The following is a 24811-nucleotide window of genomic DNA, read 5'->3' on the forward strand; positions in this document are numbered from 1 at the left end:
ATCAGACGTCGGCGTAGCTGTGCAGGCCGCTGATGAAGATGTTGACGCCGACGAGGTTGAACATCAGGCAGGCGAACGCCACGAGCTGCACGATCGTCGCCGCCCTCCCCCGCCATCCGGCCGTCACCTTGGCGTGCAGGTAGGCGGCGTAGGCCACCCAGGTGATGAACGACCAGACCTCCTTGGGGTCCCAGCCCCAGTAGCGCCCCCACGCCCGGTCGGCCCAGAGCGCGCCCGCGATCACCGCGAACGTCCACAGCGGGAACGAGAAGACGATCGCCCGGTGCGCCACCCGCTCCAGGTCGGCCCGCGAGGGCAGGCGGGACATCCCGTCGCCGCGCACCAGATAGAGGACCCCGGAGACGCCGGCCAGCGTGAACAGGCCGCTGGCGATGATCGCGGCGGTGACGTGGATGGCGATCCAGTACGAGTCCAGCGCGGGCACGACGGGCCCGGCCGCCGTGTAGAAGAACTTGACCGCCAGCCCCAGGCCGAGGGCCGCCGTGAGTGACACGAAGGCGCCGAGGAAGCGCACGTTGTAGCGGATCTGGGTGCCGAGGAACGCGGTCACGGCGGCGAAGCAGATGGCCACCACGAACTCGTACATGTTGCCCCACGGCCACCGGTCCACGGCCAGGCCGCGGGTGGCGATGGCGGCGAGGTTGCCCGCCCAGCCCAGCCAGGCGAGCGCCAGGGCCACCGTGCCGGCCCGCGACGACCTGCCCGCCGCCTCCGGCGCGGCGACCGCACCGTCGATCGGGGGCGCCACGTCAGCCACGTCAGCCGTGTCGGCCCCGGCCGCTCCGACCGCGACCGGCTGCCTGACCTCGGACCGCTCGACGGCGGCCTTGTCCGGCCGGGCCCTGCCGAAGGCCAGCTCGATCGCGAACCCGACCATGGCGAAGAAGTAGAGCAGAACGGCGGCGACGACGAAAAGGTCGCTCAGCTCCGCGAGTTGCTCAGCGGACATCCTTTTCTCCTGCGGATAGAACCTTGACGATGTCGGCGAACTCCTCGGCGAAGCCCGCCGCGGAGCCTTCTGTACGGGTGAGGCCGCCCACCTCGACCACGCCGTTCCCGATCCGCACGAACACCCTGCGGCGGCGGATCATCAGGGAAGCCGCGATGGCGACGACGGCCGTGGCGGCGGCGAGCAGCACCGGCATCCGCCCGGGGTCGTAGGCGGTCTGGAGCGTGATCCACTGCTTGACCCCGGTGAACTCCAGCTTGCCCGCCCCCTTCGGCAGGTCGATCGACTGGCCGACCGCGAGGGGCTTGGGCACGCTCTTGCCCATGACGAGCGGGGTGAGCTTCTTGATGAGCTCGGGCGGCGCGAGCTCGTAGACCGACTGCGGCCGACCGGAGCGCAGCCCCAGGTCGCCGCTGAAGGCCCCGACGAGCTGCACCTCGGGGTTGAGCTCGCCCGGGAAGGCCGAGGCGTACGTGCCGTCTGTCAGCGGCACGCTGGTGGGCAGGAACTGCAGCAGGAACCCCAGCTGCTCCGGCTGGGCGTCGGGCACCTTGACCACGCATCCCGAGGTCATCGTGGCCTTGGCCTCGATGAGGCACGGCACCGGGCCCTCGAAGGCGACCTGTCCCTTGCCGTCGGTGACCCTGAAGGTGGGGGCGTAGCCGTTGCCGATCAGGTACGTCTGCGTGCCGTTGATCTCCAGCGGGTCGTTGACCTTGAGGTCGTACTCGCGGGCGGGCGACCCGGGCGAGTCGTTGACCTTCAGCCGGGCCGTGTAGTCGAGCGCCTGGCCACGCTTCTCGCCCGTCACCTGGTAGGCGACCTTGAAGTCCTCCAACTGGAAGGAGAACGGCTCCAGCGACTCGGCCGAGACCTGGCTGCCGGGGATGAACCGGTCGTAGGCGGCCACCGTGTTGGCGAACCCGTCGCCCTCGACGACCAGGACGTTGCCGCGGTAGCCGAACAGCGAGCCGAAACCGACCGCGAACAGGATGCCCATCAGGGCGACGTGGAAGAACAGGTTTCCGGTCTCGCGCAGGAACCCCTTCTCCGCGGACACCCACCCGTCGCCGCTCACGACGCGGAAGCGCAGCTTGCGCAGCCGCGCGGCGGCCTCGTCGACGCCCAGGTCACTTTCGAACGAAGCGGAGTGGGGCAGGCGTGACAGGCGCTTGGGCGCGGCCGGCGGCTTGCGGCGCACCTCGCGCAGGTAGGTGGCGGTGCGCGGGATGATGCAGCCGATCAGCGAGGTGAACAGCAGCAGGTAGATCGCCGCGAACCAGACCGAGGTGAACACCTCGAAGAGCTGGAACCTGTCGTACCACTGGGCCAGCGTGGGGCTCTGGTCGTAGAGCCGGGCCACCTTGTCGGGGTCGACACCGCGCTGCGGCACCAGCGAGCCCGGCACCGAGGCGAGCGCGAGCAGGAAGAGCAGGATCAGCGCCGTCTTCATCGAGGTGAGCGTGCGCCAGCCCCACCGCAGCCAGGCGACCAGCCCGAACCCCGCCTGCCGCGGCTCCTGCTCCTTCTCCAGCTCCTGGACGCTCATCAGATCACCGGCACAAATCCGCCGATCAGGCCCTGCATGGCAGCGATCATCTCTCCCCACAACCCGGTCACGAGCAGCACCCCGACGGCCACCATCATGCCGCCGCCGATCCTGGTGATCAGGCGCGAGTGCTTGCGGATGGCCCGGAACGTGCGCAGGGCCCTGCTGTACGCGAACGCCGCGCCCACGAACGGCAGCCCGAGGCCCAGCGCGTACGCGACGGCCAGGAGGGCGCCGCGCGTGGCGCTGCCCTCGTTGAGCCCGAGCGTCAGCACCACGGCCAGCGTGGGCCCGATGCACGGCGTCCACCCCAGCCCGAACACCACCCCGAGCAGCGGCGCCCCGGCCAGCCCGGCGGCGGGCAGTTTGTGGATCCGCACGTCGCGCATCAGCCCGGGGACGAGCCCCAGGAACGCGAGCCCGAGCAGGATGGTCAGCACCCCGAGCACCCGCGTGATGATCTCGATGTGGCCCAGCATGACCGAGCCGAGCCCGCCGAACAGCGCCCCGCTGAGCACGAACACCAGCCCGAACCCGGCCACGAACAGCACCGTCCCCAGCACCAGCCGCCCCCGCTTGGGGTCGGCGCTCATGCCGGTCACGTACGACAGGTAGCCCGGCACCAGCGGCAGCACGCACGGCGACAGGAACGACACGACCCCGGCCAGCACCGCGATCGGCACCGCGAGCAGCAGCGAGCCCGAGGCCACGACGTCACTCATCGCGCACCTTGGTCACGGTGTCGAGCAGGTCGGTGTACTTGACGGCGCCGAGCGCCCTGGCGGCGATCCGACCCTGCTTGTCGATGATCAGGGTGGACGGGATGGCCGCGGGCGGCACCGTGCCCTGGAAGGCCAGCGCGACCTTGCCCGGCTGGTCGAAGATGTGCGGGTAGCCGGTCTTCTCGGTGCGCTCGAACGCCAGCGCGTCGGCCTGGCGGTCCTTGAAGTCGACGCCGATGAACTCCACGCCGCCGGCCTTGGTCTTGGCCGCGACCTCCTTGAGCACCGGCGCCTCGGCCCGGCACGGCCCGCACCACGACGCCCAGAAGTTGAGCACCACGACCTTGCCCTTGTGGGCGGCGAGCGAGGCGGTGGCCCCGTCGAGGGTCGGCCCCTCGACCGCGGGCGCGGGCTTGCGCTCGGCCGCGGCGAACACCTGCATCTTCCCGTCGCCGGCGACGAAACGGGTGTCGCCCGCCTGCGGCTGGCCGCCCTGGTTGCCCGCGCAGCCCGCGACCAGCAGACCGAGGAGGACGAGAGAGATGGACTTGGCGCGCACGGAGGGAGATCTCCTTGTACTACAACCGGTAGAGCTTGCAACTCTACCGGGGAGCCCCCTCGCTCCGGACATCAGGCCCCGGGAACGGACGGACCGGTCTGAAGCGACCCGGCGGGCTCGCTGTAGCCGATGCTGACGAGGCGGTCGCCGTCGAAGGTGAGCGTGGTGAGGCTGGCCAGCGCGCACTGCCTGCGCCGCGGATCGTGCCAGAGCCGGCGGCCCTCGGCGGCCGACCTGATCATCCAGATGGGGAGCTGGTGGCTGACGAGCACCACCTCGTGCCCGCGTGCCGCCGCCCTGGCGTCGTCGATCACCGACTTCATGCGCTTGACGATCGCCGGGTACGCCTCGCCCCAGGACGGGCGCAGCGGATTGTAGAAATAGCGGTAGTTGCGCGGGTTTCGCAGGATCGCCAGGCCCTGGCCCACCGGACGGCCCTGGAGCATGTTGCCCGCCTCGATCAGGCGCTCGTCCTGGACGACGTCGAGGCCGAGCTTCTCGGCGAGGGGCGCCGCGGTCTCAAGGGCGCGTTCCAACGGCGAGCTGAAGATGGCGACGATGTCACGGCCGCCCACGGCCTTGGCGACCGTCTCGGCCATGAGCCTGCCCGTCTCGGACAGGTGGTAACCCGGGAGCCTGCCGTACAGGACGCCTGCGGGGTTGTACACCTCGCCGTGGCGCAGCAGGTGGACGACGGTGGTTTCAGCCATGGTGCGCACAGCCTATCCGCTCGACCTCGGTGAGCAGCGGCAGCCCCGCGTGGCGGGGCAGCTCAGCTGACGGCCCAGGCGTTCTCCTGCGTCCTGCTCGCCTCGGCCAGCGCCTCCACCATGGCCCTGATCGCGGGACGGCGGGCCGCGTCCGTGCGCCACACGGCGTAGATGCGCCGCGTCTGGCGCGGCCTGATCGGGATGAGGCGCACGCCGTCGGGCACGCAGTCCCGGCCGAGCCGCGGCACGATCGCGCACCCCAGCCCGCCCGCCACCAGCGCGAGCTGGGTGGGGTATTCGTCGGCCATGCACGCGATCACGGGCTCCACCGAGGCGCTGCGCAGGGTGAAGACGAGCCAGTCGTGGCAGACGGTGCCGGGAGAGCCGCTGATCCAGTGGTCGTCACGCAGCTGGGCCAGCTCCAGCTCCTTGGCGTGCGCCAGCGGGTGGTCGGCGGGCACCGCGATGTCGGCCACGTCGTCGAGCAGCGTGGCCTTGGACAGCCCGTCGGGCAGGGCCATGGGCCGGTTGAGCCAGTCCTGGATGACTCCCAGGTCCAGCTCGCCCCTGGCCACCTCGCGCACCACCCGCTCCGGCTCGCGCTCGCTGAGCTGGACCCACAGGTCTGGATGGCGCTGCCGGAGCGAGACGAGCGCGCCGGGCATGAGGCCGCGCACGGCGGTGGGGAAGGCCGCGATGTTCAGCCGGCCGACGACCTCGCCGCGCAGCGCCTCGAAGTCCGCCTCGGCGGTCTCGACCAGGGCGAGGATGCGCTCGGCGTGCTCGGCCAGCAGGCCGGCCGCGTCCGTGAGGCGCACGCCGCGCCCGTTGCGCTCCATGAGCCGGGCGCCGGTCTCGCGCTCCAGCTTGGCGATCTGCTGGGACACCGCCGACGGCGTGACCATGAGCGCGTCGGCCGCCGCTCCGACCGACCCGTAGACGTGGACCGCATGTAGGGCCTTGAGCCGGTTCAAGTCCAACATGTAAGGCATCCTAAATGGTTTAGCGTAGAAAGTCTCGCTTGTCCTTCAATGTGTAGCGGATGAAAATAGATGCATGAGAATCCTTAAGACGAAGAAGCCGCAGCCGAGCTCCGTGTCGTACCTCAAGGTGCTGGCCGAGCAGGCTCGCGACCAGCGCATCCGCTACCAGAAGCCCGCTCGCTGAGCGTGGCTCCGCCACCTCGCCCCCGCCGGCGGCCGCACGGCCGCCCAGGGGCCCCGTGGCGCTGGGCCGCCGGTATGGCGGCCGCCGTGTGTCAGAGAACGGCCGCGGCCGCCTTCGCCGCTGCGGGCAGGGCGTCGGCGACGCGGCTCAGCGCCTCCTCGTCGTGGGAGGCCGACAGGAACCACGCCTCGTACGCCGACGGCGGCAGGTAGACGCCCTGGTCGAGCATCGCGTGGAAGAACGCGGTGAACGCGGCCGTGTTCTGCGTCTTGGCCTCGGCGAAGTTCGTCACTTCCGCGTCCGTGAAGAAGATCGAGAACAGGTTGCCCGCCCGCTGCAGCCGGTGCGGCACCCCGGCGGCCGACAGCGCCGCGGAGGCGGCGTCGCCGACCACGAGCGCGGCGGCGTCGACGCGCTCGTACGCCTCGGCGTCCAGGGCGCGCAGGGTGGCCAGACCGGCCGCGCACGCCAGCGGGTTACCCGACAGCGTCCCCGCCTGGTAGACGGGCCCCTCGGGCGCGAGCAGGGCCATCACCTCGGCCCGTCCCCCGAAGGCCGCGGCGGGCAGGCCGCCGCCCATGACCTTCCCGAACGTCATCAGGTCGGCCTCCACCGGGTCCAGGCCGTACCAGCCCGCGGGCGAGACCCGGAACCCCGTCAGCACCTCGTCGACGATGAGCAGCGCGCCGTGCTCCGTGCACAGCTCGCGCAGCCGCGCGTTGAACCCGTCCTTCGGCGGGACGATGCCCATGTTCGCCGGGCAGGCCTCCGTGATCACGCACGCGACCTCCGCCTCCGCGAACGCCGCTTCGACGGCCTCGACGGAGTTGTACGGCAGCACGATCGTGTCCGCCGCCGACGCCCCGGTCACGCCCGGCGTGTCGGGCAGCCCGAACGTCGCCACCCCGGACCCGGCCGCGGCCAGCAGCGCGTCGACGTGCCCGTGGTAACAGCCCGCGAACTTGATCACCTTGGACCGCCCGGTGAACCCCCTGGCCAGCCGCACCGCGCTCATCGTCGCCTCGGTGCCCGAGCTGACCAGCCGCACCTTCTCGACCGGTGCCACCCTGGCGACGATCTCCTCGGCCAGCTCCACCTCGCCGGGGGTGGCGGTGCCGTAGGAGAACCCGTTGGCGACGGCGCCGGACACGGCCTCGACGACCGCGGGGTGACGGTGCCCGAGGATCATGGGGCCCCAGGAGCACACGAGGTCGACGTAGCGGTTGCCGTCGACGTCGGTGATGTGGGGGCCCTGGCCGGAGACCATGAAGCGCGGCGTCCCGCCGACCGCGCCGAAGGCCCGCACCGGCGAGTTGACGCCTCCGGGCACGATCCGGCGGGCGCGGTCGAACAGGTCCTCGGAGTTCTGTGTACGGCTCACCCGACCCAGGTTAGCCGCGCCCCCACCCGCCCCCGCACGGAGCACCGGCGACAGCGGGCCCCGGAAGGCGGCGGTCAGTCGGCCAGCCACTCCAGGATGCGCAGCGGGTCGGGCAGCGGCTGGCCGTTCGGCGGCCGGAGCCAGGAGACGGGCTGCCCCGTGGGAAGGGCCGAGGGGGGCGCCAGGACGTAGCTGTCGCGGCAGTGCCACCTCAGGCCTGGCGTGTCGTCGATCGTGGCGGGGTCGCAGTCGAGCTGGCACGACCACCACTCGTCCTCGTCCTCCGGGTTGCCCCGCGTGGCCACGTAAAACAAAACCCGGTCGCCGTTGGCGGCGACCGGGCCAGGGTGTGCTCCGGCGTTGTCGATCCTGGTGAGGGCGGACAGGCCGATGGCGAGCGGTACGTCGAAGACGTCGAACACGCGTCCGGTGGGCAGTATCACGTTGGCTTCAGGCTCGGCCTGCCACCAGCGCGCCAGCAGCGCCGTGTCCGTGGTGGCCTGCAGATGCCAGGCGGGCGAGAGCGGATGGGCACCCGGGTCGGGACAGCCGAGGCGGTCACAGGAGCAGGCCCGGCGCCCCTCACGCAGCGGATAAGCGCCCGGCACGACGGGCCACCCCAGGGCGGCGTATTCGAGCACGGAGCCGATGCGTGTCGGCCGCGACCGTTTTCTGGTACGCCGAGCCAGTGGTACCCCCACCATTGGTGTCTCCCGTCGAGTCCCAAGTGCCTGAAGAGGTCCCGGCTCCGGGGCAGCCATCCGCGCCACGCGGGACACACCAGCACTTGTCATCGCACTCTAACGCACACGCCACACGAGTTGACGGGAAACCCCTTGGTTAGAGCCCTCGTGCCACTTCCGTCGCCCAGTACGTGAGGATCAGGTCGGCCCCCGCGCGCTTGATCGCGACCAGCGACTCCATGATCATGCGGTCCCGGTCCACCCAGCCGTTGGCCGCGGCCGCCTCGATCATGGCGTACTCGCCGCTCACCTGGTAGGCGGCCACCGGCACGTCCACCTCGTCGCGCATGCGGGTGATGACGTCGAGGTAGGCCAGCGCGGGCTTGACCATGACGATGTCGGCGCCCTCGGCGAGGTCGAGCCGGGCCTCGCGCAGCGCCTCCTCCAGCGGCCCTGCGGGGTCCTGCTGGTGGGAGCTGCGGTCGCCGAACTGCGGCGCGCACTCGGCGGCCTCGCGGAACGGCCCGAAGAAGGCGGAGGCGTACTTCGCCGTGTAGGCCAGGATCGGGACGTTCCCGTAGCCGGCCCCGTCGAGAGCGGAGCGGATCGCCCCCACCTGGCCGTCCATCATCCCGCTCGGCGCCACCATCTGCGAGCCCGCGGCGGCCTGGGCCACCGCGATCGAGGCGTAGCGCTCCAGCGTGGCGTCGTTGTCCACGTCGCCGGACGGGGTGAGGATCCCGCAGTGCCCGTGGTCGGTGAACTCGTCGAGGCAGGTGTCGGCCATGACCACGACCGCGTCGCCGACCTCGGCGTTCACCTCACGCAGCGCCACCTGCAGGATCCCGTCGGGATCGTCGGCGGCCGAGCCCCGCGCGTCCTTCACCGCGGGGATCCCGAACAGTATGATCCCGCCGACGCCCGCCTCCGCCGCCTCGTGCGCGGCCTTGCGCAGCGAGTCGCGGGTGTGCTGGAAGACACCGGGCATCGAGGCCACGGGCTGCGGCTCGGCGATGCCCTCCTTGACGAACGCGGGCAGGATCAGGTCGGCGGCGTGCAACCTGGTGCCCGCCACCATCCGGCGCAGGGCGGGGCTGCGACGCAGCCGCCGCGGCCGGGCCACAGGGAACTGCGCGGTCATACGCCACTCCTCAATCGCGAAAACGCGAAGGCTAAGAATTCACCTGGCTCTTCTCCTGGCGCCCCGGCGGTTCTGCGACGGCCTGCGAGGGGTGTCGCCGGCCGCCAGCGCCGCCTGGCGCTGCTTGGCTCCGTACTCGGCCACCGCGGCGGCCAGGGCGGAGGCCGACGGCTTGTCGGCCATGACGTCCACCCGGAGCCCGAACTCCTCGGCCGTCTTGGCCGTCTGCGGCCCGATGACCGCGATCACCGTGACGTTGTGCGGCTTGCCCGCGATGCCCACCAGGTTGCGCACGGTGGAGGAGGACGTGAAGAGCACGGCGTCGAAGCCGCCGCCCTTGATCGCCTCGCGGATGGGCGCGGGCGGCGGCGCGGCCCGCACGGTGCGGTACGCGGTGACGTCGTCGCACTCCCAGCCCAGCTCGGTGAGCCCGGCCACCAGCGTGTCGGTGGAGATGTCGGCCCGCGGCAGCAGCACCCGGTTGATCGGGTCGAGCATCGAGTCGTACGGCGGCCACTCGGCGACCAGCCCCTCGGAGGACTGCTCCCCCGACGGCAGCAGGTCGGGCTTGACCCCGAACTCGACCAGGGCCTGCGCGGTCGCGTCGCCCACGGCCGCCACCTTGAGCCCGGCGAAGGCCCGCGCGTCGAGCCCGTACTCCTCGAACTTCTCGCGCACCGCCTTGACCGCGTTGGCGCTGGTGAAGGCCACCCACTCGTAGCGGCCCGTGACCAGGCCCTTGATGGCGCGGTCCATCTGCTGCGGCGTGCGGGGCGGCTCGACCGAGATGGTCGGCACCTCCTCGGGCACCGCGCCGTACGCGACGAGCTGCTCGGACAGGCTGCGCGACTGCTCCTTGGTGCGGGGCACCAGCACCCGCCAGCCGAACAGCGGCTTGGTCTCGAACCACGACAGCTTGTCGCGCAGCCCCACGGCCTCGCCGACCACGATGAGCGCCGGCTCGGTGAACCCGGCGTGCTTGAGGTCGGCCTGGAGCCGGTTGAGCGAGGACACGACGGTGTACTGCTCGGTGGTGGTGCCGCCGCTGCTGACCGCGACGGGCGTGCTGTCGGGCTTGCCGCCCGCGATGAGCGCCTTGCCGATGGCCACGGCGTCGCCGATGCCGTTGTAGATCACCAGGGTGCCGCGGCAGGCGGCGTGCGCGGCCCAGTCCTGCTCCTGCGCGGCGTCCACGACGCGGAACTCGGGCACGGAGCTGGCGGCCGGGATGCCCGCGTACGTGAGCACGGCGGTCGCGGGCGGCACGCCGGGAACGATCTCGAAGTCCACCTCCGCCGCGGCGCAGGCCGCGACCTCCTCGGTGATCGAGGAGAACAGCATGGGGTCGCCCTCGCACAGGCGCACCACGAGCTGCCCGTGCTTGGCCCGCTTGACCAGCCCGTCCTTGGTGTCGTCGTTCTCCACGACCTCGACGCCTTCGCGGCAGTGGCGCAGCAGCGGGCGTTGGGCCTCGTCGCCGAGCACCACGGCGTCGGCCTTGGCGAGCAGCTCGGCGGCGCGGAGCGTGAGCAGGTTGGGATCGCCGGGACCCGCGCCCACGAACGCGACGATTCCGGAGGTTGGACTATCGGAGCTCAATGGGAATGCTCCCCCATCAATCTGTCGGCTCCTTCGGCGATCATCTCGGCAGCCAGGAGGCGGCCCAGGTTCGCAGCCTCCGAAGGAGAGCCGGCGGCGGACTTGCGGACCGCCGTGCGGCCGTCGACGGCGACGACCACGGCGGTCAGGTTCAGAGTGTGCCCGTCATCGACCGCGAAAGCACCCACCGGAGCGGAGCAACCGGCCTCGAGAGCCGCCAGGACGGCTCGCTCGGCGGTCACCGCGGAGCGCGTGCGCGGGTCGTCGAGAACACTCAGAAACTCGATGAGGTCGGCCCTGTCGGACCTGCACTCCACGGCCAGCGCGCCCTGACCGGGAGCCGGCAGCAACTCCTCCACCTCGAAGATCTGTGCGATTTCGGCGTCACGGCCGATCCTGGTCAGGCCGGCCGAGGCCAGCACGACCGCGTCGAGCTCACCTGAGGTTACCTTGCCGATACGCGTGTCCGCGTTGCCGCGGATCGGGACGTACTCCAGGTCGGGCCGCAGCGCGCTGAGCATGGCGATCCGGCGCAGCGAGCCGGTGCCGACCCTGGCGCCGGGCTGCAGGTCAGCGAACTTGTGCGGGCCGACCAGCGCGTCGCGGTGGTCGTGCCGGGCCGGGATCGCCGCCAGCGTGAAGCCGGGGTCCTGCTTGGTCGGCAGGTCCTTCAGCGAGTGGACGGCGAAGTCGACCTCGTTCTCCAGAAGCTTGTCGCGCAGCGCGCTGACGAACACGCCCGTGCCGCCGAGCTGCGCGATCTGGGCCTTGGTGACGTCGCCGAACGTCGTGATGCCCACCAGCTCGATCGCGCGCCCGGTGAGCCGCGTGTAGGCGTCGGCCACCATCTGGGACTGCGTGGTGGCCATCAGACTGCGGCGGGTCCCCAGCCGCAGAGCTCCCGACGTCACAGCTCCACCTCCCTCACGGCCTCGGGCATCTTCGGATCGAGATTGAACAGCTCACGCAGCGCTTCCGCATAATGATCGCCTCCTGGGCAGGTGGCGAGCTGCTTGACACGCACTGTGGGCTCGTGGAGCAGCTTGTCGACGACTCGCTGCACGGTCATGGCCACCTCGTCGCGTGTCTTCTCGTCCAGGTCGGGCACCCGCATGAGCAGCCGGCCGAGCTCGGACTCGACCACGCCCGCCGCCTTGCTGCGCAGCGCCACCACGGTCGGGGTGACCTTGGCGGCCCGCTCCGCGTCGAGGAAGGCGCGCAGCTCACCGGCGACGAGGGCGCGTACGGACTCGACGGCGTCGCCGCCGCGGGAGCCGATCCCGGACTCCTGGATCGTCTCCAGGTCAACAAGCGTAACGCCGGGCACGGACCGCACGGCCGGGTCGACGTCGTGCGGCAGCGCCAGGTCCAGCAGGAACGCCGGTCCGCTCAGCATTTCCGGCGTGATGACGTGGCGCCCGGCGCCCGTGCAGGTGATGACGAGGTCGGCCTCGGCCAGCTCGTCGGCCACGGCGGCGAAGCCCACCGCCCGGCCGCCGACGGACTCGGCCAGCCGGGCGCCGCGCTCGTACGTACGGTTGGCCACCACGATGTCGGTGACCCCGGCGCGCGCCAGCGTGGCGGCGGCCAGCGAGCTCATGGAGCCGGCCCCGACCACCAGCGCCCGCCGCCCGGCCAGGTCGCCCGCCAGGGCCAGGCCGGCGGAGACGAGGGAGGCGCCCGCCTTGTCGATGCCGGTCTCGTGGTGCGCCCGCTTGCCGACCCGCAGCGCCTGCTGAACCAGCTCGTTGAGGGTGGCGCCGACGGTGCCCTGGCGCTGCGCCAGCTTGAGGGCCTGGCGGACCTGCCCGAGGATCTGGCCCTCGCCCACGACCATGGAGTCGAGCCCGCACACCATCGAGAACAGGTGCTCGACGGCCCGCTCCTCGTAGTGCACGTAGAGGTGGGGCGTCAGCTCCTCGACCGGGACGCCCGAGTGGACGCCGAGCAGGCCGCTGATGGCGGTGACGGCGGCGTGGAAGCGGTCGACCGTGACGTAGACCTCGACCCTGTTGCAGGTCGAGACCACCATGGCCTCCGCGACGCAGGGATCCTGCTGCACGTCGTGCAGGAGTTTGGCGAGCGCGTCGCCCGTGATCGAGACGCGCTCCAAAAGTGCCACCGGAGCGGTCCGGTGGCTGAGTCCGATAGCCAGAACACTCATTGACTGTCCACCGCCATGAGTGGCCCCCCAGCCTTGCGTTGCTCGTGGAACGCGAGAATCTGCAGTTCGATAGATAGGTCGACTTTACGGACATCGACGCCGTCCGGCACGGAAAGTACAACCGGAGCGAAGTTCAGGATGCTGGTCACGCCCACGGAAATAACGCGATCGCACACTTCCTGCGCCGCTGCCGCCGGTGTCGCCAGAACCACGATCGAGACTCCACGCCGCTTGACGACGGCTTCCAGTTCGTCGATGTGCTCAACATTCAACCCCGCGATGGTGTCGCCCACGACTTCGGGGTCGGCGTCCACGAGGGCCGCGACCCGGAAGCCCCTGGAGACGAAACCGCCGTAGTTGGCCAGCGCGCGGCCGAGGTTGCCGACTCCGACGATCGCGACCGCCCAGTCCTGGGTCAGGCCGAGCTCGCGGGAGATCTGGTAGACGAGATACTCGACGTCATAGCCTACGCCGCGGGTGCCGTACGAGCCCAGGTGTGACAGATCCTTGCGGAGCTTGGCCGAGTTGACGCCGGCGGCCACGGCCAGGTCCTCGGAGCTGACCGTCGCGATGCCCCGCTCGGCCATCCCGTGCAGCGCCCGGAGGTACAACGGAAGCCTGGCGACCGTCGCCTCGGGTATGCCGCGGTCACGGGGCTGGGACGGGCTTCTCACGTGCCGGAGCTCCAGGGGACGGGCGGTGTGGGGACCGCGTGACGGAATCGAACCGTCTTTCAGGTTAATCCCTTTGTGAACCGATGCACAAAGTCGCGGCGGTAGCGTGTGCCCATGCATCGCATCACCTTGCTCGGCAAGCCCGGCTGTCACCTCTGTGAGGACGCGAGAGAGATCATCGCCAAGGTCGCGGGCGAGCTCGGGGTGCCGTGGGAGGAGATCAGCATCGAATCCTCCGAGGAGCTTCAGGAGAAATACTGGGAGATGATCCCGGTCACGCTGATCGACGGCGTGCAGCACGACTTCTGGCGGGTCGACGAGGCCCGCCTGCGGGCCGCCCTCAGTACATGACCGTCGGGAGCGGCACCACCTTCGCGGCGTTGACGTTGAGCTCGATGACGTTGGTGGCCAGCACCATCGGCTGCCGCTCGTTGACGAACCTCTCGACGTGCGGCTGCCGCTGGTGGTCGCGGTAGGCCACCTCGTCGCGGTAGAGCTCGTAGACGATGCGCTGCAGGGGGGCCGACTTGACCGCGTGGCAGGCGTACACGAGTGTGTCGGGCTCGCCACGGCGCACGGCCTCGACCGTCGCCTCGGCCAGCCGGTCGAACGCCTCGCCGGCGCCGTCCACGATCGTGAAGACGGTGAGCAGGCCGTAGATGGTGGGCGAGAGCTTGCCTGAGCCGGGCTGCTGCTGTGACACGGACTGGGGCACGGGCTGCGGCGCCGGCGAGAACAGCTCCGCGCCCGGGTAGACCGCGCCGGTCCCCGGCATCGCGTAGTCGGGGCGCTGGGGCGGCGCCGGCGCGGCGGGCGGCGCGCCGTTCATGATGTAGCCGGTCGAGGGCCCCGAGTCGGGTGGCGACATGCGCGCGGCGTAGTCGACCTCCTGGTCGCCCGCGCGGTATTCGGCCACCAGATCGCCCAGGCCGGACGTCCTGCGAGGCTGCGGGGGCGGGAGCCCGGGGCCGCCGGGCACGGGCTCCGGCATGCCCCTGGGGCCCGGCTGGCGCTGCATGGGCGCCTCGTCGGGGAACAGGGGCCCCTCGTCGCGGAGCTGCGCCCGCTCCTCACGGCGCTGAGAGCGCTCGTCCCGGCGCGAAGGGCGCTCGTCGCGGTCGGAGTCGAAGTCGTCCTCGTCGTCGTCCTCGTACGGCGCCAGGGGCCGCAGCACGGTGTACCAGACGGCCGCCGCGGCGACGGCGAGCAGCGCCGTGGTGAACAGCGCCGGCACCGTGAAGCGCATCGCGCCCACGAGCGCCATCCCCGAAGGGACGATGACCAGCGACGCGTGGAGGTTGTCGGTGTCGTACTCGTCGCCCTGGCGCCACTTGACCCCCGCCACGACGAGCATGCCGAGCATGACCAGGATGTCGATGACGTGCACGCCGAGCAGCAGCTTGTCGGGGATGATCGCCCAGAAGTTGGCGGCCGCCGGCAGCGACTTGCCCATCTCCTCGCTCTTGAGCGGGTCGAAGACGAGGATGGCCACCGACACGATCGTCAGGGCGATGCCGAACAGCCACGCGAGGAACCTCGGCGGCGCCTTCTCCGCCAGCAACTGGACCATGCCGACGGCCAGCCAGAGCGGCGCCAGCAACGATCCGGTGATCTGGTAGATCCGGAACGTGACCGACCCGAACCCGAAGACGTAGCCGAGGCCGATCACGGCCAGTGACAGGCAAAGAGATACGACTGCAACGGTCCAGGCGATCAACCACCCCTCAGGCTCGTCGCGAAGTCGTTGAATCAGGGCGCCCACCGCGATCGCGGCCAGGATCGCACCGGCGAAAGCTATGACGGCAACGAGGATCTCCATGGTGACTCCAATGCTGCCGGACGAACCTCCCAGCCCGGTAGCCGAAGAGGGAACGGGTCGGGAGACACGGTATCGGCCGATTACGCCTAGTCATGCCAGCAAGCTGTGGATTGTGGAATTTCCGGTTGATTTCTAGAGTGTTCGAGCACGCCGCACCCCTTAACCCTAGGGATACCGGATGCCTGACTCGTCACCGTTCGCCGGGCTGCTTGCGCCAGCGGTCGCTGCGCCTGCCCGGACGGGCGAGCCCGCCGTGCGTGAAGAAGTGCCGGACGACGTCCGCACGTTGGTGCTGCACGCCAAAAGTGGCTGCACCGACTCTTTTGGCACGCTCTACGACCGGTACGTCGACCTGGTCTACCGCTATATCTACTTCCGGGTGGGGTCACACCAATTAGCCGAGGACCTCACCAGCGAGACCTTCCTGCGCGCGCTGCGCAGGATCGGCGACTTCACGTGGCAGGGACGCGACTTCGGCGCGTGGCTCGTGACCATCGCCAGGAATCTGGTCACCGACCACTTCAAGTCGGGTCGCTACCGGCTGGAGATCCCGACGGGCGAGATCATCGACGTCCCTCTGGACGGATCGCACATTCCGGAGAACGCCGTGGTCAACGCCATCATCAACGACAGGGTGCTGCGTGCGGTACGAGATCTCAATCCCGAACAGCAGGAGTGCGTGGTTCTGCGCTTCCTGCACGGACTCTCGCTCGCGGAAACCGCGTTGATCATGGGGAAGAAGAGTGGAGCGATCAAAGCGCTGCAGTTCCGTGCCGTCCGGGCGCTGGCCAGGGCACTCAAGCACGACTTGGCGTAACTTCCCCCACTCGCACCTCGTTAGTCAGATGTCACTGCCGGATCAGTCAGGGAGCTGTCATGGGTAGGGCGCGCAGAGAGCGGGAGCTCGTGCTCGAGCATCTCGCGGAGCTGCGCAGCCTGCCGCTCGGAGGCATGCCCGAGCCCGCCTTCCGCGAGCGGCTGCGCGCGGAGATCATCTCCGGCGCGCTCCTGGAGCCCTCCTCCCCCCTCGACGCGCCCGAGCAGCGCAAACCCGCTCACCGCCGCCCCACGCGCCGGCGGCCGCTGCTGTCGCAGCTGGCCACGCTGGGGCTGGCGGCGGCCATGATGGTCTCCGCCTTCGCCACGTACCAGTCGGTGCCGGGAGACTCCCTCTACCCGCTCAAGCGCGCCGCGGAGAGCACGCTCGTACATCTCAGCAGCGACGACGCGGAACGCGGCGAGCGCGAGCTCTACTCGGCCAAGACCCGGGCCAGGGAGGTCGCCAGCCTGCTCGGCTCGTCCGACGGCGGCCCGCTGGTCGGCAGGACGCTGAAGGACATGGAGGACTCGACGCGCTCGGGCATCAGCAGGCTGGAGCGGGCGGAGCCGCGCTCCCCTAAGATCAAGACCTTCGCCCGCGACCAGAAGAAGGTCGTCGGGCCGATACTCAAGCAGCTCGACGACACACAACTTGCCCAGGCGGAGGGATACCTTGACTACATCGAGGGTCTGGTCGCGCCTGACTAGGAAAGTAAGCTGAGCGCCATGTGGCGGCTAATTCGACGACGACACGAGGTGGCGCCCGAGGCCGCCGGCGAGGCCGCGGCGCAGGCGGCGGCCACCGTCGCACCGGTCGAGCCGGACCTCCAGGCGGCGGCGTTCTTCGACGTCGACAACACGATGATGCGCGGGGCCTCCATCTACCACTTCGCCAGGGGGCTGGCGACGCGGGGCATGTTCACGACGTCCGACCTGATGAAGTTCGCGGTCGGGCAGGCCGTGTTCAGGCTGCGCGGCAACGAGAACCCCGAGCACATCGCGGTCGCCAGGGAGACGGCCCTGGCGTTCGTGGCGGGCGCCAAGGTCGACGACGTCGTACGCCTCGGCGAGGAGATCTACGACGAGGTCATGGCCGACCGCATCTGGGGCGGCACCCGTTCCCTCGCCCAGAGCCACCTGGACGCCGGCCAGCGCGTGTGGCTCGTCACCGCCACCCCCGTGGAGCTGGCCCGCGTCATCGCCCAGCGGCTCGGCCTGACCGGCGCCCTCGGCACGGTCGCCGAGACCCGCGACGGGGTCTACACGGGTCGCCTGGTGGGCGACCTCCTGCACGGCCCCGCCAAGGCGGAGGCCGTGCGCGCCCTGGCCCGCCGCGAGGGGCTCGACCTGACCCGCTGCACGGCCTACAGCGACTCGGCCAACGACCTGCCCATGCTGTCGCTGGTGGGCTCGGCGGTGGCCATCAACCCGGACAGCGAGCTGCGGGAATACGCCAGGAAGCACGACTGGCCCATCAAGGACTTCCGCACCGGGCGCAAGGCCACGCTGACGGCCCTGCCCATCGCGGCCGGCGTCGGCGCCGTGGCCGGCGGCATCGCCGCCGGCATCGCCCTGCGCCGCCACTACCGCAACTCGATCCAGCCGTAGGGCGAGTCGTCACCCTCCGAGGCGTTTGAAGAGCTTTCCGGCCTCCGGTTGCTTCCACCGCAGGCGGTTCCTGTCCTCCGGATGCGGCTCCCACGGGACCGTCGTGAGGTCCAGCTTGGTCCCCGACAGCTCGGTGGCCAGCTCGTACATCGACTCCAGGCTCAGATCGGTCTTGACCGACTTGCGCACCTCCCCCAGGAACGACTTGAGCCGCTCGGGCGAGGACAATCCCGACCGGGCCTTCTTCAGCATCGCCAGCACCAGGCTCTGTTGCCGCTGCACCCGCTGGACGTCCGACCCGTCGCCGTAGTGCCGCAGCCGCACATAGCCCAGTGCCGCTTCCCCGTTCAGCACGTGCTTGCCGGCCGACAGCCTGAGTTTCGACGCCTTGTCGTTCACCGGCCTGGGCAGGATGACCTCGACGCCCCCGAGCGCGTCCACCATGCCCTTGAAGCCCGTGAAGTCCACCTCCACCGAGTGCTGGATCCGCAGCCCGGTCAGGGACTCCAGAGTGCGCTTGAGGCAGCCCGCCCCGCCGGTGCGGTACGCGGAGTTGATCAGGTCGACCCTGGAGGGCGACGAGCCGCAGCGCGGGATCTCGACCATCGAGTCGCGCGGGACGCTGACGACGGTGGCGCTGCCGCGGTCGGCGGGCACGTGGACGATCATGATGGTGTCGGACTGCTTGCCGACGTTCTGTTTCGCCTGCATGGGGCCGTACTTGGCGTTGCCGTCACCCTGCCGGGTGTCGGAGCCGATCACCAGCACGTTCCGCGTGCCGCTCATGTCCACGGACTGGGAGCCGGCGGGCGGCATGGCGGTGTTGTGGCCGCTGACGAGCACGGCGGGCACGGCGACGGCGCCAGCGGTGGCCACCGCGACGAGTCCCGCCGTCCACCAGCCGGACCAGCGGCGGCGGGGACGGTCGCGCAGCATGCGTTCGCGCTGGCGGACGAGCGTCGCGGGCGGCTCGTGCCCGAGCTCCTCCCCCAGGTTCCGGAGCAGCTTCAGGTCGTCCATCGTCACTCCTCCTCCATGGGGTTGGTGTCGCCTAGCGCGGCCCGTACCTTCCGCCTGCCCCTGTTGAGGCGGGAGCGCACGGTTCCGATGGGGATGCCGAGCGCCCGCCCGACCTCCTCGTACGTGAGATCGCCCCAGGCGATGAGCAGCAGCACGTCCCGGTCCTTGGCGGGCAGCGCCGCCAGGGCCCCGGCCAGTTCGGCACGGACGGCCTGGGCGGTGACCTCGGCGGCCACCCGGTCAGCGGGCGACTCCACCTCGGAGTCCACAGGGGCGCGCAGGAGGGCCCGGTAGCGGGTCGCCTCCTTGCGGTGGTGGCGGGAGATCAGCTTGGTGAGGATGCCGAAGAGCCACGGCCGGGCATCCGGGTACGCCAGGTCGTAGCTCTTCCTGCGCGAGAAGGCGATGAGGAACGTCTCCCCGACGAGGTCCTCGGCCGGCTCGGGGCCGAGGCGTTTGGAGACGTACCGGTAGAGCATCGCGGAGTAGCGGTCGAAGAGCTCGGCGAACGCCTCGGGTTCGGTCCACGAGGCGCTCACGAGCTCCGAATCCGCACCCCTGGTGGCGGGTTGCGTGATCATCTCCGCCCTTCTGTGGGGGATCGGTCACGGATGTCTTGCCACAACCCGCCCAGAGGGTTCACAGCTCCTTGAGCTGACCCCCGTCGATCACGAACTCGGCGCCGGTCGTGCTGCCGGACCGCGGCGACGCGAGCAGGACGACCGCGTCGGCGATCTCCTGCGGGCGGACGAGCCGCCCCGTGGTCAGATTCATCATGGCAGGAGCGACCTCGGCGATCACGCTGCTCTTGTCCGACCCGACCATGCCCGCGAAGACCTCGGCCGCGCCGCCCTCCTTGGTCCACCAGTCCGTGAGCACCGCGCCGGGCATCACCGTGTTGACCCTGACGCCCTGGGGCCCGTACTCCTCCGAGACGGCCTTGGTGACGTGGTTGACGGCCGCCTTGGCCGCGCCGTAGTCGACGTTGACTGCGCCGGGCTGCCTGCTCATGGTGGAGGAGACGTTGACGATCGAGCCGCCGCCCCGCTCCAGCATGACGGGCACGGCCACCCGGATCATGCGTACGGCCGCGAACAGGTTGAACTCGAACATGACCGCCCAGTCCGCGTCGGAGGGCGTCATGAACCCGGCGCGCGGCAGCGTCACCCCGGGCGGCGGGCCGCCGGCGTTGTTGACCAGGATGTCGACCCCGCCGAACTCCTCCACGGCCCGCGCCACGACCCGCGCGGGCGCCTCGGGGTCCATCAGGTCGACGGCCACGTGCACGACCTTGTCGGGCAGCTCGTCCGTACGGGTCCGCGAGGCCGCCACGACGTGGGCGCCCTCCTCGGCCAGGGTGGAGGCCACGGCGAGTCCGATGCCCTTGGACGCGCCGGTGACGACGGCGACGCGCCCGGAGAGCTGAAGATCCATGAGGATTCCTTACGGTGTTCGGCGAATTTCTCGCCCGTTGAACACCGGAGGCGCCCCGCAGGTTTCACACGAAGGGCGGAAAGGCGTGCCCTCGGCGCAGCCGCAGCTCGTGGAGCATCTGCTGGATGACCTCGCGCACGTGGTCGGTGAGGTTGAAGACCAGCATCGGGTCGTCGGCCGCGGACGGCTCGAACTCGTCGGTGCGGATCGGCTCGCCGAACTCGATCATCCACTTGGACGGCAGCGGTATCAGCCCCAGCGGCCCGAGCAGCGGGAAGAACGGCGTGATCGGCACATAGGGCAGCCCTAGCATCCTGGCCAGGAACTTCGCGTCGCCGATCTTGGGATAGATCTCCTCGGCCCCGACGATCGCGGTGGGCACGATCGGCGCACCGGCGCGGATGGCCGAGGCCACGAAGCCGCCGCGGCCGAACCGCTGCAGCCGGTAGCGGTCGGAGAACGACTTGCCCACGCCCTTGAAGCCCTCGGGGAACACCCCGACCAGCTCGCCCTTGCGCAGCAGCCGGTCGGCGTCCTCGGGGCAGGCCAGCGTGTGGCCGGTCTTGCGGGCCAGGTGGCTGAACACCGGCAGCTGGTAGACCAGGTCGGCGCCGAGCAGCCGCAGCGCCCTGCCGGCCTCGTCGTGCAGGGCCACCTGCAGCATCAGCGCGTCGAGCGGCAGCGTGCCCGAGTGGTTGGCGACGACCAGCGCGCCGCTCTCGTCGGGGATGTTGCGCAGCTCGACCGTCTCGACCCTGAACCAGTCGTTGTAGAGCGGCCTGATCAGCTCCAGGACCACCTTGTCGGTCAGCTCATGGTCGTAGCCGAACTCGTCGACCTCGTAGTCGCCTTCGACGCGCCTGCGCAGGAAGGCCAGCATCCTGGCCACCCGGTCGGGCTCCTCGAACGACGGCGCCGCGCTGATCGGGATCACCACGGCGTCCTCCTGCTTCTGGGGAACGCTCAACTCCGCACACCTCCGAGCGGGTGCAGGCCATGCGACCGCAAGAAGTCGTCGTACGCCGCCCCGGTCGTGAACTTGGGCTTCCATCCGAGCGCCGCCTCCAGCGCGGAGGTGTCGACCGCGCGCCCATGGCACATCAGCTTGACCTGCTCGGGCGAGTATTCGACCAGCCCGATCCTGCGCACGGCGTTGCCCAGCACCTTGAACGCGGGCGAGAGCAGCGGCAGCGAAGGCCGGCCCGCCCGCCGGGCGCACTGCGACAGCAGCAGCACGCCTGCCCCGGCCACGTTGAACGTGCCGGGGTGATCTTCGATCGCCATCCGGCGCAACACCTCGACCGCGTCGTCCTCATGGACGAACTGCAGTCGCGGGTCGAAGCCGAACACGGTCGGCAGCACCGGCTGGGTGAAGTAACGGGTCAGCGGCGAGTCGACGCCCGGACCCATGAAGTTGGCGAACCGCAGCATCGACACCGTCACGTCGGGACGGCGCCGGGCGAAGCCACGGACGTAGCCCTCGACCTCGGCCGCGTCCTTGGCGTAGCCGTGGGTGGGGCCCTCGTTGGGCTCCAGGTCCTCGGTGAACACCGCCGGATCCCGCGGCGACGAGCCGTAGACGGCCGTGGTGGAGCGAACCACCACGCGCCGCACGGTCGCCGACCGCTGGCAGGCACCGAGCAACTGCATGGTGCCGATCACGTTGTGCTCTTTCATGGCGGCCCTGCCACCGCTCCTCGACGGAGCGCTGACCAGGCTCATGTGCACAACGGTGTCGATGTCGGCAGCCGCGATCACCTGAGCGATGTCAGGGCTGCGCAAATCCACCCGAACGAACTCAGTCCGGCCGAGAGAGATGCCGCCGTCCCGCATCAGCGAGGGGGGCGGCACGGTGTCAACTCCGATGACGCGGCTGATGTCCGGGTCGGACGCCAGAACGCTCGCCACCCGGGCGCCAATGTGGCGCGAGACCCCGGTGACCAGCACAGTGTGGGTCATCAGCGCCTCGCAGCTGCGTAAGTTACTTCTTGTTACGCCGCTGGATGCGCGTCTTCTTGAGCAGCTTGCGGTGCTTCTTCTTAGCCATCCGCTTGCGGCGCTTCTTGATCACAGAGCCCACGGGACCCCCAGGTACTTATAGCAAGTCTGAATCGGTGCGCGAACGCACACCGGGTGACAGACTACCGGCGATCGACGGTGGATCGCCCCACCGGGGGGTGAGAGCCCGGTCGCGTGTGTCGGCGGCCGGGCCTCTCCCGGGACAGCTTGCACGACATTCACGACGTGACATGTCACATCGCTACTTCAGCCTGCCTCGATGTAGGCCTCCCGCAGATAGTCGTGTACCGCCTGCTCAGGCACCCTGAACGACCGGCCGACACGGATGGCCGGCAACTCGCCAGAGTGAACGAGCCGGTACACCGTCATCTTGGACACCCTCATGACCGTCGCCACTTCCGCGACGGTCAGGAACTTCACCTCACTGAGAGGTCTTTCGCCTGCACCCATCGGACGCCTCTTCCGCACGTGTTTCCGGGTTATCCCCACTGGTGCCATTGCTCACGCACGTGTACTGCCGTCAGCGTAAGTCGGGACTCCGGGTGCGCAAACCCCCTAGTTTCTCAGTCGCCGGAGCCGCCTGTCAGCCGAACCAGCGAAATCGCTGGTGAGCAGCCGGGCAGAGCACCTCACCTGGACGTTGGAACTGTCCAAGTTGCCACACATAAGAGTCGCCGGAGGCCCATCAAAAGTTGGCAAAGGGACAGCGAGCCCCTTGGAATGCAGGCGCGAAAAGACGGTATGTGGAGGACCGAATTCGACTCAAAGGGCTCGTGAGACCTGAGTGACGATCCGATCTGTCAGCGGAGCGTAAAAGCGTGGTAGCACCGCGTCATCAAGCGGGACGACCACGTCAATCTTTCCTTCGGCCTCGCCGACGAACAGCCCGGGGTCGTTGCTGTCGGCGAACGCCACTGTGCGCGCACCCGCCTCTCCAGCCGCTCCCGCCCAGCCGTGGTCGGCGATGACGAGGTCGGGAAGCTCCCCGTCGAGCTCGTCGATCATGTGGCACATGGGCGCGGCGTCGTGGGTGTGCACGAACGCGCCCCGGTCGTCGAGCATGGCGACGTCCTGCAAGTAGCGGATGTAGCGGCGGCGCCCGAAACCCGACCCGGAGTAGGCCCATCCCTCGCCCGGCACGAGCAGCTCGGCCCCGCGCTCGGCGCAGAGCCGCGCCAGCGGCAGGTGCACGGCGAGCAGCCCGGTCGGGTGCCCGGTGGCGAACAGGACGCGCGGGTTCTCCCGCGACAGCACGGCGGCGATGGCCTCGGCCATGTCGTCGAGCGCGTCGATCGTCAGCTCGGGGTCGATGGTGTCCTGGCCCCAGCGGTGGTCGGGGTCGGGGACCACGCCCGCGGACTTGGCCATCAGCGCCAGGATGTCGCGGTACGGCCAGGGCTGGTCGAAGCTCAGGCCGAGCTTGTAGTGCGGGTCGCCGTTGGCGAGCGAACTGTAGTGATCGAGGTTGTTCTCTCGGGGGGTCGCGACGTCGCCCGCTATCCGGGTCTGGACAAGGTGATCTCGCAGTTGGTCGCGGCTAAGCACAGCACTTCCCTCATTAGGGCATTGGATCGAGGCCGTGCAGGGGGAACACCGCATGTCGGGTCGCCATGAGAGCACGGTCAATGGGGTCCGATGGGTCATAACCACCGGAGATGTCACGAAATTCCGGATTGCGGCCATCCGTCATCGTGAGCGGCGGCGTCTCGCCCGTACGTTCCCTGACGAACCGGCGCCAGTTCTCGCCCGTCGGCGTGGCCGGATCGATCGGGTGCCCCGCCAGCTCGGCGATGAGGTGGGTCCACGCCCGCGGCACCACCTGCACCAGCTCGTAACCGCCGCCGCCGGTGGCGATCCACCGGCCGCCGGCCGTCTCGTGGGCCAGGCGGTGGAGGGCGGCGTACGCGGCCCGCTGGCCGTCGACGCTCAGCATCAGATTGGCCAGGGGGTCGAGCGCGTGGCTGTCGCAGCCGTGCTGGGTGACCAGGATCTCCGGCCTGAACTCGCGCAGCAGCGGCGGCACCACCGCGTGGAAGGCCCGCAGCCACCCCGAGTCGCCGGTCCCCGCGGGGAGCGCGACGTTGACGGACGTGCCCTCCGCCCCGGTCTCCTCCGGGAAGCCGGTGCCGGGGAACAGCGTGCGCGGGCTCTCGTGCAGGCTGATCGTCAGGACCCTGGGGTCGTCGTAGAAGGTCGCCTGCACGCCGTCGCCGTGGTGGACGTCCACGTCCACGTACGCGATGCGATCGACGCCCTGCCGCAGCAGCCAGGCGATGGCCAGCGCGGGATCGTTGTAGACGCAGAAGCCGCTGGCGGTGGAGGGCATCGCGTGGTGAAGGCCGCCGGCGACGTTGACGGCGTGCTCGGCCGTGCCCTCCCAGACCGCGCGGGCGGCGGCCAGCGAGGCGCCGGCGATCAGCGCGGAGGCCTCGTGCACACCCTGGAACGCGGGGTTGTCCACGGTGCCGAGCCCGGCGCCGAGATCGGGCCGCCCGGAGGCGGACACGCCCTTGACTGCCTCGATGTAGTCGCCCGTGTGGACCATGGCCAGCTCGGCGTCGGTCGCGGGCTCGCAGCCGACCACCTCGACCTTGTCGAGCACGCCGAGCGCGCGGGCGAGCGCCATGGTCAGCTCCACCCGCACGGGCGCGAGCGGATGGCTCGGGCCGAAGTTGTAGGAGGTGAGAGCGTCGTCCCAGATCACCCGCGCCGACCGGCTCATCCCCTGTCCTCTCACTCGCGCCTTTCGCCGACGTTACCGCAGGGCAGACGC

General features: G+C 70.2%; 27 protein-coding genes. 4 read left to right on the forward strand and 23 right to left on the reverse strand.

Annotation, left to right across the window (positions count from 1 at the left end):
• Position 1: 1 nt before the first annotated feature.
• From ccsB to ABZS69_RS30795, 13 genes are all read right to left on the reverse strand, one after another.
• Positions 2-970, reverse strand: coding sequence for a c-type cytochrome biogenesis protein CcsB (ccsB, locus tag ABZS69_RS30735; protein WP_355378660.1), 969 nt, complete (start codon positions 968-970; stop codon positions 2-4).
• On the reverse strand, positions 960-2519 hold the full coding sequence (locus ABZS69_RS30740) for a cytochrome c biogenesis protein ResB (protein WP_355378662.1): 1560 nt from the start codon (positions 2517-2519) through the stop codon (positions 960-962). The genes ccsB and ABZS69_RS30740 overlap by 11 nt, the downstream gene beginning before the upstream one ends.
• Positions 2519-3241 carry a cytochrome c biogenesis protein CcdA gene (locus ABZS69_RS30745; RefSeq protein WP_355378663.1) on the reverse strand — a complete coding sequence of 241 codons (723 nt, stop codon included), beginning with the start codon at positions 3239-3241 and terminating at the stop codon, positions 2519-2521. Before ABZS69_RS30745 ends, ABZS69_RS30740 begins: the two co-directional genes overlap by 1 nt.
• Positions 3234-3800: a TlpA disulfide reductase family protein gene (locus ABZS69_RS30750; RefSeq protein WP_355378664.1), complete on the reverse strand. Its 567-nt coding sequence runs from the start codon at positions 3798-3800 to the stop codon at positions 3234-3236. Before ABZS69_RS30750 ends, ABZS69_RS30745 begins: the two co-directional genes overlap by 8 nt.
• Positions 3801-3871: 71 nt before the next feature.
• The gene (locus ABZS69_RS30755) at positions 3872-4510 is read right to left on the reverse strand and encodes a histidine phosphatase family protein (protein ID WP_355378666.1); all 639 of its coding nucleotides are present in this window, start codon (positions 4508-4510) and stop codon (positions 3872-3874) included.
• Between the two features lie 62 nt (positions 4511-4572).
• Complete coding sequence (locus ABZS69_RS30760) at positions 4573-5493, reverse strand: LysR family transcriptional regulator (protein WP_355378668.1); 921 nt, start codon at positions 5491-5493, stop codon at positions 4573-4575.
• 275 nt (positions 5494-5768) lie between these two features.
• Positions 5769-7058: a glutamate-1-semialdehyde 2,1-aminomutase gene (gene hemL, locus ABZS69_RS30765; protein WP_355378669.1), complete on the reverse strand. Its 1290-nt coding sequence runs from the start codon at positions 7056-7058 to the stop codon at positions 5769-5771.
• A 74-nt stretch (positions 7059-7132) separates the two neighbouring features.
• Positions 7133-7762 carry a bifunctional DNA primase/polymerase gene (locus ABZS69_RS30770; RefSeq protein ID WP_355378671.1) on the reverse strand — a complete coding sequence of 210 codons (630 nt, stop codon included), beginning with the start codon at positions 7760-7762 and terminating at the stop codon, positions 7133-7135.
• Between the two features lie 136 nt (positions 7763-7898).
• Positions 7899-8882, reverse strand: a complete 984-nt coding sequence (hemB, locus tag ABZS69_RS30775) for a porphobilinogen synthase (protein ID WP_355378672.1) — start codon at positions 8880-8882, stop codon at positions 7899-7901.
• Between the two features lie 39 nt (positions 8883-8921).
• Positions 8922-10442 (reverse strand): bifunctional uroporphyrinogen-III C-methyltransferase/uroporphyrinogen-III synthase, encoded by a 1521-nt coding sequence (locus ABZS69_RS30780; protein WP_355378674.1) that lies wholly within the window; start codon positions 10440-10442, stop codon positions 8922-8924.
• A gap of 35 nt (positions 10443-10477) precedes the next feature.
• Positions 10478-11392, reverse strand: a complete 915-nt coding sequence (gene hemC, locus ABZS69_RS30785) for a hydroxymethylbilane synthase (protein WP_355378676.1) — start codon at positions 11390-11392, stop codon at positions 10478-10480.
• Complete coding sequence (locus ABZS69_RS30790; protein ID WP_355378677.1) at positions 11389-12645, reverse strand: glutamyl-tRNA reductase; 1257 nt, start codon at positions 12643-12645, stop codon at positions 11389-11391. The genes hemC and ABZS69_RS30790 overlap by 4 nt, the downstream gene beginning before the upstream one ends.
• Positions 12642-13319, reverse strand: a complete 678-nt coding sequence (locus ABZS69_RS30795; RefSeq protein WP_355378680.1) for a redox-sensing transcriptional repressor Rex — start codon at positions 13317-13319, stop codon at positions 12642-12644. Before ABZS69_RS30795 ends, ABZS69_RS30790 begins: the two co-directional genes overlap by 4 nt.
• Before the next feature lie 114 nt (positions 13320-13433).
• Between ABZS69_RS30795 and ABZS69_RS30800 the strand changes: the two genes are divergently transcribed.
• The gene (locus tag ABZS69_RS30800; RefSeq protein WP_355378682.1) at positions 13434-13670 is read left to right on the forward strand and encodes a glutaredoxin family protein; all 237 of its coding nucleotides are present in this window, start codon (positions 13434-13436) and stop codon (positions 13668-13670) included.
• Here the strand turns inward: ABZS69_RS30800 and ABZS69_RS30805 are convergent.
• Positions 13660-15138: an antibiotic biosynthesis monooxygenase gene (locus ABZS69_RS30805; RefSeq protein WP_355378684.1), complete on the reverse strand. Its 1479-nt coding sequence runs from the start codon at positions 15136-15138 to the stop codon at positions 13660-13662. The genes ABZS69_RS30800 and ABZS69_RS30805 overlap by 11 nt on opposite strands.
• Before the next feature lie 178 nt (positions 15139-15316).
• Here ABZS69_RS30805 and ABZS69_RS30810 point away from each other — a divergent pair, with 178 nt between their 5' ends.
• From ABZS69_RS30810 to ABZS69_RS30820, 3 genes are read left to right on the forward strand one after another with little or no spacing between them, the layout of a single operon-like run.
• A complete protein-coding gene (locus ABZS69_RS30810) occupies positions 15317-15955 on the forward strand; it encodes a sigma-70 family RNA polymerase sigma factor (RefSeq protein WP_355378686.1) in 639 nt (212 codons plus the stop codon).
• Positions 15956-16014: 59 nt separating this feature from the next.
• A complete protein-coding gene (locus tag ABZS69_RS30815) occupies positions 16015-16665 on the forward strand; it encodes a DUF5667 domain-containing protein (protein WP_355378688.1) in 651 nt (216 codons plus the stop codon).
• Between the two features lie 18 nt (positions 16666-16683).
• A complete protein-coding gene (locus tag ABZS69_RS30820) occupies positions 16684-17565 on the forward strand; it encodes an HAD-IB family hydrolase (RefSeq protein ID WP_355378690.1) in 882 nt (293 codons plus the stop codon).
• Between the two features lie 9 nt (positions 17566-17574).
• Here the strand turns inward: ABZS69_RS30820 and ABZS69_RS30825 are convergent, their stop codons facing one another.
• From ABZS69_RS30825 to ABZS69_RS30865, 9 genes are all read right to left on the reverse strand, one after another.
• Positions 17575-18585 carry an LCP family protein gene (locus tag ABZS69_RS30825; RefSeq protein WP_355378692.1) on the reverse strand — a complete coding sequence of 337 codons (1011 nt, stop codon included), beginning with the start codon at positions 18583-18585 and terminating at the stop codon, positions 17575-17577.
• 2 nt (positions 18586-18587) lie between these two features.
• Positions 18588-19166 (reverse strand): RNA polymerase sigma factor, encoded by a 579-nt coding sequence (locus ABZS69_RS30830; RefSeq protein WP_355378693.1) that lies wholly within the window; start codon positions 19164-19166, stop codon positions 18588-18590.
• A gap of 58 nt (positions 19167-19224) precedes the next feature.
• A complete protein-coding gene (locus tag ABZS69_RS30835; protein ID WP_355378694.1) occupies positions 19225-20019 on the reverse strand; it encodes an SDR family NAD(P)-dependent oxidoreductase in 795 nt (264 codons plus the stop codon).
• Between the two features lie 64 nt (positions 20020-20083).
• Positions 20084-20986, reverse strand: a complete 903-nt coding sequence (locus ABZS69_RS30840) for a lysophospholipid acyltransferase family protein (RefSeq protein ID WP_355378696.1) — start codon at positions 20984-20986, stop codon at positions 20084-20086.
• A complete protein-coding gene (locus ABZS69_RS30845) occupies positions 20983-21978 on the reverse strand; it encodes an NAD-dependent epimerase/dehydratase family protein (RefSeq protein WP_355378697.1) in 996 nt (331 codons plus the stop codon). Before ABZS69_RS30845 ends, ABZS69_RS30840 begins: the two co-directional genes overlap by 4 nt.
• Before the next feature lie 22 nt (positions 21979-22000).
• The gene (locus ABZS69_RS30850; RefSeq protein WP_018654693.1) at positions 22001-22099 is read right to left on the reverse strand and encodes an AURKAIP1/COX24 domain-containing protein; all 99 of its coding nucleotides are present in this window, start codon (positions 22097-22099) and stop codon (positions 22001-22003) included.
• A gap of 185 nt (positions 22100-22284) precedes the next feature.
• Entirely contained in the window at positions 22285-22488 is a 204-nt protein-coding gene (locus ABZS69_RS30855; RefSeq protein ID WP_026214222.1) for a helix-turn-helix domain-containing protein, read from the reverse strand.
• A 312-nt stretch (positions 22489-22800) separates the two neighbouring features.
• On the reverse strand, positions 22801-23583 hold the full coding sequence (locus ABZS69_RS30860; RefSeq protein WP_355378699.1) for a phosphatase: 783 nt from the start codon (positions 23581-23583) through the stop codon (positions 22801-22803).
• 13 nt (positions 23584-23596) lie between these two features.
• Positions 23597-24760, reverse strand: a complete 1164-nt coding sequence (locus ABZS69_RS30865) for an acetoin utilization protein AcuC (protein ID WP_355378701.1) — start codon at positions 24758-24760, stop codon at positions 23597-23599.
• Positions 24761-24811: the final 51 nt, after the last annotated feature.

It is taken from the genome of Nonomuraea sp. NPDC005650 (genome assembly GCF_040605375.1).
Classification (GTDB): Bacteria; Actinomycetota; Actinomycetes; order Streptosporangiales; family Streptosporangiaceae; genus Nonomuraea.

What these genes read in the sequence shown, in the direction of transcription:
- ABZS69_RS30835 (WP_355378694.1), bottom strand. Translation starts at nt 20,019, where the DNA reads ATGGATCTTCAGCTCTCCGGGCGCGTCGCCGTCGTCACCGGCGCGTCC.
- ABZS69_RS30760 (WP_355378668.1), bottom strand. Translation starts at nt 5,493, where the DNA reads ATGTTGGACTTGAACCGGCTCAAGGCCCTACATGCGGTCCACGTCTAC.
- ABZS69_RS30830 (WP_355378693.1), bottom strand. Translation starts at nt 19,166, where the DNA reads ATGATCACGCAACCCGCCACCAGGGGTGCGGATTCGGAGCTCGTGAGC.
- ABZS69_RS30865 (WP_355378701.1), bottom strand. Translation starts at nt 24,760, where the DNA reads ATGAGCCGGTCGGCGCGGGTGATCTGGGACGACGCTCTCACCTCCTAC.
- hemB (WP_355378672.1), bottom strand. Translation starts at nt 8,882, where the DNA reads ATGACCGCGCAGTTCCCTGTGGCCCGGCCGCGGCGGCTGCGTCGCAGC.
- ABZS69_RS30855 (WP_026214222.1), bottom strand. Translation starts at nt 22,488, where the DNA reads ATGGGTGCAGGCGAAAGACCTCTCAGTGAGGTGAAGTTCCTGACCGTC.
- ABZS69_RS30800 (WP_355378682.1), top strand. Translation starts at nt 13,434, where the DNA reads ATGCATCGCATCACCTTGCTCGGCAAGCCCGGCTGTCACCTCTGTGAG.
- ABZS69_RS30745 (WP_355378663.1), bottom strand. Translation starts at nt 3,241, where the DNA reads ATGAGTGACGTCGTGGCCTCGGGCTCGCTGCTGCTCGCGGTGCCGATC.
- ABZS69_RS30825 (WP_355378692.1), bottom strand. Translation starts at nt 18,585, where the DNA reads ATGGACGACCTGAAGCTGCTCCGGAACCTGGGGGAGGAGCTCGGGCAC.
- ABZS69_RS30790 (WP_355378677.1), bottom strand. Translation starts at nt 12,645, where the DNA reads ATGAGTGTTCTGGCTATCGGACTCAGCCACCGGACCGCTCCGGTGGCA.
- ABZS69_RS30810 (WP_355378686.1), top strand. Translation starts at nt 15,317, where the DNA reads ATGCCTGACTCGTCACCGTTCGCCGGGCTGCTTGCGCCAGCGGTCGCT.
- ABZS69_RS30755 (WP_355378666.1), bottom strand. Translation starts at nt 4,510, where the DNA reads ATGGCTGAAACCACCGTCGTCCACCTGCTGCGCCACGGCGAGGTGTAC.
- ABZS69_RS30740 (WP_355378662.1), bottom strand. Translation starts at nt 2,519, where the DNA reads ATGAGCGTCCAGGAGCTGGAGAAGGAGCAGGAGCCGCGGCAGGCGGGG.
- ABZS69_RS30820 (WP_355378690.1), top strand. Translation starts at nt 16,684, where the DNA reads ATGTGGCGGCTAATTCGACGACGACACGAGGTGGCGCCCGAGGCCGCC.
- ABZS69_RS30815 (WP_355378688.1), top strand. Translation starts at nt 16,015, where the DNA reads ATGGGTAGGGCGCGCAGAGAGCGGGAGCTCGTGCTCGAGCATCTCGCG.
- ccsB (WP_355378660.1), bottom strand. Translation starts at nt 970, where the DNA reads ATGTCCGCTGAGCAACTCGCGGAGCTGAGCGACCTTTTCGTCGTCGCC.
- ABZS69_RS30805 (WP_355378684.1), bottom strand. Translation starts at nt 15,138, where the DNA reads ATGGAGATCCTCGTTGCCGTCATAGCTTTCGCCGGTGCGATCCTGGCC.
- ABZS69_RS30770 (WP_355378671.1), bottom strand. Translation starts at nt 7,762, where the DNA reads ATGGTGGGGGTACCACTGGCTCGGCGTACCAGAAAACGGTCGCGGCCG.
- ABZS69_RS30845 (WP_355378697.1), bottom strand. Translation starts at nt 21,978, where the DNA reads ATGACCCACACTGTGCTGGTCACCGGGGTCTCGCGCCACATTGGCGCC.